Here is a 5,430-nt window from a genome sequence, read left to right as displayed (position 1 = left end):
GGGGAGGGAGAAGGAAGATCAAACCGGCAAGCCGTTCTTCTGTGCCAGCTCCTTCAGCGACACCTGCGGGCGTGCGCCGATATGCTGGATCACTTCCGCTGCCGCCAGCGCGCCGAGCTTGCCGGCATTCTCGTAACCGGCATTGCGGACGAGGCCGAACAGGAAGCCCGCCGCGAACAGGTCGCCGGCACCGGTGGTGTCCACCAGCTTCTCGATCTTGTGTGCCGGCACCGCGACAACGCCATCGCTCGAGGCCACGACGCAGCCCTTCTCGCTGCGGGTGACGATGCCGAGCCGGGTGTCCTTGCGCAGTTCGCCCAGAGCCGCGTCAAAATTGTCGGTCTCGTAGAGGGAGCTCAACTCGGCTTCGTTGGCGAAAATGATATCGACGGTGCCATTGCGCATCAGGTCGAGGAATTCGCTGCGATAGCGGCCGACGCAGAAGGCGTCCGACAGGGTCAGCGCCACCTTGCGGCCGGCATCATGGGCGATCTTCGAGGCCTTGACGAAGGCTTCCTTGGCGCTGGCCGGATCCCACAGATAGCCTTCGAGATAGACATATTGCGAAGCCGCGATCGCCGCCGGATCGATATCTTCCGGCGTCAGGTCCTGTGCCGCGCCAAGATAGGTATTCATGGTGCGCTCGCCATCCGGCGTCACCAGAATGTAGGAGCAGCCGGTGGCGGGGCCTGCCGCAGCAGGCTTTGTCTCATAGCTAACACCGGCCGAGCGGATATCTTGGCTATAAAGCTTGCCGATCGCATCATCCTTGACCTTGCCGACATAGGCGACATTGGCGCCGAGGCTGGCGAGGCTGACAATGGTGTTGGCGGCCGAGCCGCCGGACATTTCCGTGGCCTTGCCCATCGCGTCATAGATCGCCTTGGCGCGGGCTTCGTCGATCAGCGCCATGCCGCCTTTGTTCATCTGATGGGTGGCCAGGAAGGCGTCGTCGGTCTGCACCAGCACGTCGAAGATCGCGTTGCCGATCGCAAGCACGTCGTATTTCGCTGAAGTCATTAAGATTATCCCGTTGCGGCGATTGCGGGGGCGGGGCGAATGGTTTTCAACTCACCCCGCTGCGGCCTGATGGCTGCGACTATCACACCCCGCCCGGCGCCAGCAAGGATGCCTCCCCTGTGACGGTTCCATGATCCGCTCGATTTTGATGGTTTCCACGGGGACGCTGGCCTCGCGGCTGCTCGGCTTTGCGCGCGATGCCATGGTTGCGGCGCTGCTGGGGGCAGGCGCGGTGGCGGATGCGTTTCTGGTGGCATTTCAGCTCGTCAATGTGATCCGGCGCCTCCTCACCGAAGGCGCGCTGAATGCGGCACTGATCCCGGCCTGGTCGCGCATCAATGCAACGGAAGGACCGGAAGCGGCCGCTGCTTTTGCAGGGCGTGTGTTGTGCACGATCGGCGCTGCGGTTCTCGTCGCAGCGCTCGTGATCGGCCTTGCGATGCCCATGGTGATTGCGCTGGTCGCACCCGGTTTTATCGGCGAGCCGATGCTGCAACTGGCCGTCGAACATGCGCGGCTGATGCTGCCTTATCTCGCCTTCGCAGGACCCGTCACGGTCATGATGGGGCTCTACAATGCGCAGGGGCGCTTTGCACTGACGGCGTTTTCGCCGCTGCTGTTCAATGGCGCATTGATCGCCGTGATGACGCTATTGCTGGTGTTTCCGCAGGCGGCAACCACTGCCGCTATGGTAATGGCAGCCACGGTCGGAATTGCCGGTTTTCTGCAGTTGTCGATGCTTCTGTTGCGGCAACACAGCGGCAGACTTGCGGCACCCTTGCGGCTGTCGCTCGACGGCCAGATGCGCGGATTTTTACGCAAGGCGCTGCCCGGAATGGTCGCCAGTTCCGGTCCACAGCTGCTGATCGTCGGCGCCGCGATCATCGCATCATCGATGCCATCGGCGGTGTCATGGCTGTACTTCGCCAATCGCCTGATCGAACTGCCGCTCGGCATCGTCGGCACGGCCATGGGCACCGTGCTGATCCCCGAACTGACACGTGCGGCGCGTGACGATGATCATGCGCTGATGACCCATGCGCAATCGCGCGGGATCGAGCTGGCGATCGGACTGACATTGCCAGCGACATTGGGGCTCATCGTGCTGAGCTACCCCATCGTACGTTTGCTGTTCGAGCATGGCGCTTTCACCGCGAGAGATACCGTAGCCACCGCACAGGCAATGATCTGGCTCGCATTCGCTCTGCCTGCGCATGTGCTCATCAAGGCGCTGTCGCCGGCATTTTTCGCGCGCGAGAATACGCATGCGCCGCTGACGGCGACGATGATCGGATTGGTGGTTGCGATCGTTGCGGCTTACGGGCTCGGCGCATCCTTCGGCGCCAGCGGCATCGCGGCGGCGATTGCGCTGGCGGCGTGGAGCAGCGCGATCGTGCTGATGGTCCAGGGTGGGCGCTCATTCGGCTGGGCAATCGATGCGGATGCGAAGCGGCGACTGCCGATCATCGTGCTCGCCGCAGCGGTGATGGGCGGGCTGTTGTGGTTGCTGGCGCAAGTCACGCCGGGTGCCGATCACAAACTTGCTCAGGCTATGCTGCTGGCGCTCCAGATCGTTGCGGGGCTGGCGATCTACGCCGCTCCGCTTGTGCTCACCGGCGCCCTGCGCTGGCGGGATATCCGTGCTTCGCTCAAAAAGCCCGCGACCTGACTTCACGACATTGGTCATGGACGCCGCCCGGCAGCTATGGCAAGGGACGCGCCGGCCCGCATTCCACCCGCGGGCTTCAGAGGAACTCGGCTATGTCATCTGCTCCAACGGCATCCAACCCGCCCGCATTCACCCAGCGCGTCTTTTCCGGCGTGCAGCCGACCGGCAACCTGCATCTCGGCAACTATCTCGGCGCCATCGTCAACTTCGTCAAATTGCAGGAGCAGTATAGCTGCCTGTATTGCGTGGTCGACATGCACGCGATCACCGTGGCGCCCAGCGTCTGGGGCGGCCCGGATGAACTGCGCCGCTGCACCCGTGAAGTCACTGCCGCCTTCATCGCCTCGGGCATCGACCCGAAGAAGCAGATCATCTTCAACCAGAGCCAGGTCGCCGGCCATGCCGAGCTCGCCTGGATCTTCAATTGCGTCGCCCGCCTCGGCTGGCTGAACCGCATGACCCAGTTCAAGGAGAAGGCCGGCAAGGATCGCGAGAACGCGTCCGTCGGTCTTTACGATTATCCCGTGCTGATGGCTGCCGACATCCTGCTGTATCGCGCCACGCATGTGCCGGTCGGCGAAGACCAGAAGCAGCATCTGGAGCTTGCACGCGACATCGCGCAGAAATTCAACAATGACTTCTCGGAGTCGATTGCGAAGCAGGGTCACAATGGTCCCTTCTTCCCGCAGCCCGAGCCTGTGATCACGGGCCCGGCCACGCGCGTGATGAGCCTGCGCGACGGCACCAAGAAGATGTCGAAGTCGGATCCGTCGGACTATTCGCGCATCAATCTCACCGACGATGCCGACGCCATCGCGCAAAAGATCCGCAAGGCGAAGACCGATCCAGAGCCATTGCCGTCGGAAGAAAAAGGCCTCGAGCCAAGGCCGGAGGCCGACAATCTCGTTGGTATCTATGCGGCGCTGTCGGGCCGCGCCAAGGCCGATATTCTGAGCGAATTCGGCGGCGCGCAGTTTTCCGGCTTCAAGTCGAGCCTCGTCGATCTCGCTGTCGAGAAACTGTCACCGGTCGCGAATGAAATGAAGCGGCTGTCGGCGGATCACGCTTACGTCGATGCGGTGCTGGCCGATGGCAGCGACCGCGCGCGCGCGATCGCCGATCAGACCATGACGTCCGTCAAGGACATCATGGGCTTTGTACGCAAACGGTAATTCAAAACATTCTCCATGTCTTCGCCACAATCGGCGCGATGCAGGCTCACACCTGCGTCGCGCTTGTCGAACGCGCATGTGCCGTGGCAGCATGGAGATCGGCCAAGCATCGGGACATGCATGAGCACACAGCGACGTAGTTATGAAAGCGGCCACAAGCCGAAATGCCTCGTGGTCGTCGATGACAGCGAGGAATGGGATCGCGCGGTGTATTACGCCTCGCGCTGGGCCGTACGTGTCGGCGGCGGCGTGGTGATGCTGCGCGTCATCGATACCGAGGACCGCAACCAGCAATGGCTCGGCGTTGCCGATGTGATGCGCGCCGAAGCCGAGGAAGGCGCCAATGCCGCCCTCGACCGCGCCTCCGGCCGCGCCAATGGCCTGGCCGCGATCACGCCCGAGCGCGTGATCCGCGAGGGCGAGCCGACGGAACAGATCCTCGATGTGATCGACAAGGATGTCGATATTTCCATGCTGGTGCTGGCGGCGTCCGCCGGGGCCGAGGGGCCGGGGCCGATCGTGACCATGATGGCCAAACTGGTGGGCTCGTTCCCGGTGCCGGTGGTGATCGTGCCGGGCAGCCTGACGGATCTGGATATCGATGCGCTGTCGTGATCTTCCCTCGCCCCGCATCTTGCGCGGGGAGAGGGTGGCCGCGCGATAGCGCGGTCGGGTGAGGGGCGGGACACAAGGCCCGCCAAACCAAGACCCTCCCAAATCGCACGAATCCGATCCGAGAGACCGGCGTTCCCGGCTTCTAATGTGCCATGCCCCTCACCCGGCGCGAAGACGCGCCGACCTCTCCCCGCAAAAGGGCGGCGAGAGGTAAGAACACCTTGATTCGTGCCTTTTTCATCGCCATCTGCTAGGGACACCCCACGCGCCGGCCTTGAACCGGCGACGCAGGAGCAACCGATGTTCATCCAGACCGAAGCGACCCCCAATCCCGCCACGCTGAAGTTCATCCCGGGCCGGGATGTGCTGACCAGCGGCACCATGGAATTCACCACGCCGGACGCCGCCGAGCGCTCGCCGCTGGCGCAAAAGCTGTTCGCCGTGAAGGGCGTGACCGGCGTGTTCTACGGCGCCGATTTCGTCACCGTCACCAAGGACGACAGCGACTGGCAGCACCTGAAGCCCGCCATCCTCGGCGCCATCATGGAACACTACATGTCCGGCGCGCCGCTGCTCGCCGATGGCAGTGCGCCCGCAGGCGACATCGATGATGAAGACGAGTTCTTCGACGAGAACGACGCCGAGACGGTGGACACGATCAAGGACCTGATCGAGACCCGCGTGCGCCCGGCCGTTGCCAATGATGGCGGCGACATCACCTTCCGCGGCTTCAAGGACGGCATCGTCTATCTCGCCATGAAGGGCTCCTGCTCGGGCTGCCCGTCATCGACGGCGACGCTGCAGCACGGCATCCAGAACCTGCTGAAGCATTTTGTGCCGGAAGTGCAGGAAGTGCGGCCGATGTGATGCGGTGGGGTGGCGTTTGAGCCCTCTTGTCGTCGCCCCGCGTGACCGGGCGCCCCCCTGGACACCCCAGCCCGAAAATGTACAGAT

The 5,430-nt window shown here is 63.4% G+C and carries 5 protein-coding genes; 4 read left to right on the top strand and 1 reads right to left on the bottom strand.

Annotated elements, in window-relative coordinates; genetic code table 11:
• Positions 1–18 precede the first annotated feature (18 nt).
• Positions 19–1,020 (bottom strand): adenosine kinase, encoded by a 1,002-nt coding sequence (locus ACIQ2A_RS25355; protein WP_398484734.1) that lies wholly within the window; start codon positions 1,018–1,020, stop codon positions 19–21.
• A gap of 130 nt (positions 1,021–1,150) precedes the next feature.
• On the opposite strand from ACIQ2A_RS25355, the gene murJ reads away from it, so the two are divergent.
• The 4 genes from murJ (at position 1,151) to ACIQ2A_RS25335 (ending at position 5,343) form a co-directional block, all read left to right on the top strand.
• A complete protein-coding gene (gene murJ / locus ACIQ2A_RS25350; RefSeq protein WP_398484732.1) occupies positions 1,151–2,689 on the top strand; it encodes a murein biosynthesis integral membrane protein MurJ in 1,539 nt (512 codons plus the stop codon).
• 92 nt (positions 2,690–2,781) lie between these two features.
• Positions 2,782–3,861, top strand: a complete 1,080-nt coding sequence (gene trpS / locus ACIQ2A_RS25345) for a tryptophan--tRNA ligase (RefSeq protein WP_398484730.1) — start codon at positions 2,782–2,784, stop codon at positions 3,859–3,861.
• Positions 3,862–3,981: 120 nt separating this feature from the next.
• Positions 3,982–4,476 (top strand): universal stress protein, encoded by a 495-nt coding sequence (locus tag ACIQ2A_RS25340; RefSeq protein ID WP_398484728.1) that lies wholly within the window; start codon positions 3,982–3,984, stop codon positions 4,474–4,476.
• 300 nt (positions 4,477–4,776) lie between these two features.
• Positions 4,777–5,343 carry a NifU family protein gene (locus ACIQ2A_RS25335; protein WP_398484726.1) on the top strand — a complete coding sequence of 189 codons (567 nt, stop codon included), beginning with the start codon at positions 4,777–4,779 and terminating at the stop codon, positions 5,341–5,343.
• Positions 5,344–5,430: the final 87 nt, after the last annotated feature.

Source organism: Tardiphaga sp., assembly GCF_044336785.1.
Classification (GTDB): Bacteria; Pseudomonadota; Alphaproteobacteria; order Rhizobiales; family Xanthobacteraceae; genus Tardiphaga.
Note: the sequence above shows the minus strand (reverse complement) of the source record. Positions and strands in the feature narration are given on the sequence as shown.

What these genes read in the sequence shown, in the direction of transcription:
- ACIQ2A_RS25355 (WP_398484734.1), bottom strand. Translation starts at nt 1,020, where the DNA reads ATGACTTCAGCGAAATACGACGTGCTTGCGATCGGCAACGCGATCTTC.
- murJ (WP_398484732.1), top strand. Translation starts at nt 1,151, where the DNA reads ATGATCCGCTCGATTTTGATGGTTTCCACGGGGACGCTGGCCTCGCGG.
- trpS (WP_398484730.1), top strand. Translation starts at nt 2,782, where the DNA reads ATGTCATCTGCTCCAACGGCATCCAACCCGCCCGCATTCACCCAGCGC.
- ACIQ2A_RS25340 (WP_398484728.1), top strand. Translation starts at nt 3,982, where the DNA reads ATGAGCACACAGCGACGTAGTTATGAAAGCGGCCACAAGCCGAAATGC.
- ACIQ2A_RS25335 (WP_398484726.1), top strand. Translation starts at nt 4,777, where the DNA reads ATGTTCATCCAGACCGAAGCGACCCCCAATCCCGCCACGCTGAAGTTC.